This is a genomic window from Microbacterium sp. zg.Y909 (assembly GCF_024626565.1).
Genome location: NZ_JANJFJ010000506.1, coordinates 1 through 2646, shown reverse-complemented (window position 1 = coordinate 2646; position 2646 = coordinate 1). Strand labels below are relative to the sequence as shown.

At 69.1% G+C, this 2646-nt stretch carries 3 protein-coding genes; 2 read left to right on the top strand and 1 reads right to left on the bottom strand.

What is annotated here, in order from left to right:
- On the bottom strand, window positions 1-722 hold a 722-nt coding region (locus NQ160_RS22060; protein WP_257517186.1), incomplete at its 3' end, for a zinc-dependent metalloprotease.
- Between the two features lie 117 nt (window positions 723-839).
- On the opposite strand from NQ160_RS22060, the gene NQ160_RS22055 reads away from it, so the two are divergent.
- Together NQ160_RS22055 and NQ160_RS22050 are read left to right on the top strand one after the other, a co-directional pair.
- Window positions 840-1961 (top strand): YlbL family protein, encoded by a 1122-nt coding sequence (locus tag NQ160_RS22055; protein ID WP_257517185.1) that lies wholly within the window; start codon window positions 840-842, stop codon window positions 1959-1961.
- 62 nt (window positions 1962-2023) lie between these two features.
- Window positions 2024-2646: UPF0182 family protein (locus NQ160_RS22050; protein ID WP_257517184.1), on the top strand; the 623-nt coding region annotated here is incomplete at its 3' end.

Sequence of the window (2646 nt, the reverse complement as noted above, 5' to 3'; positions counted from 1 at the left end):
GCGAGCTCGCGCGTGGCCAGGTACAGCGCGAGCTGGTCGTCGGCGATGCCGAGGTCGCGGCCGAAGTCGGCGAAGTTCTGCGGCAGGATCGCCGCCTCGCCGGCGGGCATGACCGGAAGCCCCACGTCGCCGCCGCTGACGACCTCGGTCGACAGTCGCCCGACGACGGCGCCCAGCTGTGCGGCGAACAGCGAACCGCCCACGGTGCGCATGAGCTTGCCTGCGCCCTGTACGACGGACCGCATCTCTTCTGGCACCTGTTCGTCGAGGGCCGCGGTGAGCGCGTCGGCGATGCTGAGGGCGACGGGCTCCGCGAGTTCCTGCCAGACGGGCAGGGTGGCTTCGACCCACCCGCCACGGGTGAGGGTGCGCGGCGGCTGGGAGAGCTCCGAGATCGTCGTGGCCTCGCTCAGCCACAGGTTCGCCAGTGCGAACGCCTCGCCGAGGTCGGTGCGCTCACCGCTGCTGATGCCGAGACCGCCCTGGTTGGCGATGTGCAGGGCCTGGCGCTTGGCGAGGTCCCACGAGATGCCGTCCGACGGCGCCTGCGAGAACGCGCTCTGCATCTGCTGCATCATCGCGGCCATCATCGCGGGGTCGATCCCCATGCCCGACAGGCGCGAGAGCTGTTCGGGGTCGATCGCCCCCGGCTGGCCCCCCAAGAGCCGACGCAGCAGTTCCTGGAAATCATCCTCGGGGGAGCGGTCTTCGCCGTCGGCCATGTCAGGCGCCTTTCAGCAGGTAGGGGGTGTCCCGCTCTACGCTAGTGGCACCCCTCCCTCGCACCACCCGGCTGGTTTTCGCCGGTCGCGAACGACCTGGCACAGAAAGGCCCGCCGTTGGCCCTCATCGATGAGAACGTCACCCTCGTCCCGGCACCGCGCCGTCGGCTGCCGCGGGGTGCGGTGGCGGGCATCTGGTCACTCGTCGTGGCGCTCGTGGTGCTGCTGGTGCTGACGTTCCTTCCCACCGCGTACGTCATCCAGCAGCCGGGGCCGGTGTACGACACCCTCGGCACGGCGCGCACGGGCGACGGCGAGGAGGTGCCGCTCATCTCGGTCGAGGGTGCCGAGACCTATCCCACCGCCGGCACGCTCGACCTGCTGACGGTGCAGGTGCGCGGCAACCGCGAGCACCCCATTTCATGGTTCGAGCTGGCGCTGGCGTGGTTCGACCGCACCCGCGCCGTCGTCCCCATCGACGAGGTGTTCCCCGCAGGCCAGACGACCGAGCAGCGCAACGAGGAGAGTTCGGCCATGATGGTCGATTCCCAGCAGGAGGCTACGGCCGCTGCCCTGAGCGAACTCGGCTACGACGTCGGCGCGCGGCTGACGGTGTACTCGCTGACCGACGACTCCGCCGCGAGCGGCGCCGTGGAGACGGGGGATGTCATCGTCGCCGTCGAGGGACGGAGTGTCGCCGACGCCTCTGAGGTGCGGGCGATCGTCGCGGAGCGCGCCGGCGAGCCGGTGACCCTGACCGTGGAACGCGAGGGGACGGCCCGCGACGTGACGGTGACGCCGCGAGAGGAAGAGGTCGACGGCGAGACGGTGTGGCTCTTGGGGGTCACCCTGATGCAGGAGTACGACTTTCCGCTGGACATCACCATCCAGCTCGACAACGTCGGCGGCCCGAGCGCGGGCATGATGTTCGCCCTCGGGATCATGGACGTGCTGACCCCGGGCGAGCTCAACGGCGGCGCCGATGTGGCCGGCACCGGCACGATCACCGGAACCGGCGACATCGGCCCGATCGGCGGTATACGCCAGAAGATGTGGGGGGCCGAGGATGCCGGAGCGGACATCTTCCTCGCCCCCGCGGCGAACTGCGGCGAGGTGGTCGGCTACATTCCCGACGGGCTGCAGGTCTTCGCCGTGACGACGCTCGACGACGCACTCGAGGTGCTCGAGACGGTGCGCGACGACGGGGATCTGACGGCCCTGGCGTCGTGCGAATCGTGACCTGAGCAGGTCTCGGCATCTCCTCGGCATCCCGTCGGAGCAGGGGCGCCTAGGATTAGGGGGTGACCACGACCTCACCGCCGAACCAGGCCACGCCCAGCACCTCACGCCGCGCAATAACGATCACGCTCGCGATCATCGCGGCGCTCGTGGTCGCGTTCTTCGCGTTCTCCAACCTCTACGCCGATTGGCTCTGGTACGAGCAGCTTGGCTTCGACAGCGTTCTCGTCACGCAGTGGACCGCGCGGGTGACGATGTTCCTCATCGGGTTCTTCGCGATGGCGGTGCCGGTGTGGATCGCGATCCAGCTCGCCTATCGCCTCCGACCGGTTTATGCACGGCTCAGCTCGCAGCTGGACCGGTACCAGGAAGTCGTCGAGCCGCTCCGTCGCCTGGCGATGTGGGGCATCCCCATCTTCTTCGGCTTCTTCGCCGGCTTCGCCGCGTCGTCGCAGTGGGAGACGACGTGGCTCTGGCTCAATGGCGTCGCCACCGACGTGACGGACCCGGAGTTCGGCCTCGACACCGGCTTCTACCTCTTCGCGATGCCGTTCTACACGGCCGTAGTCGGGTTCGTGTCGGCGGTGCTGCTGGTGTGCCTGCTGGTCACGGCCGTCGTGTCGTATCTCTATGGATCCGTGCGCGTGGGGCAGCGGGAGCTGCGCATCTCCAAGTCGGCGCGCAT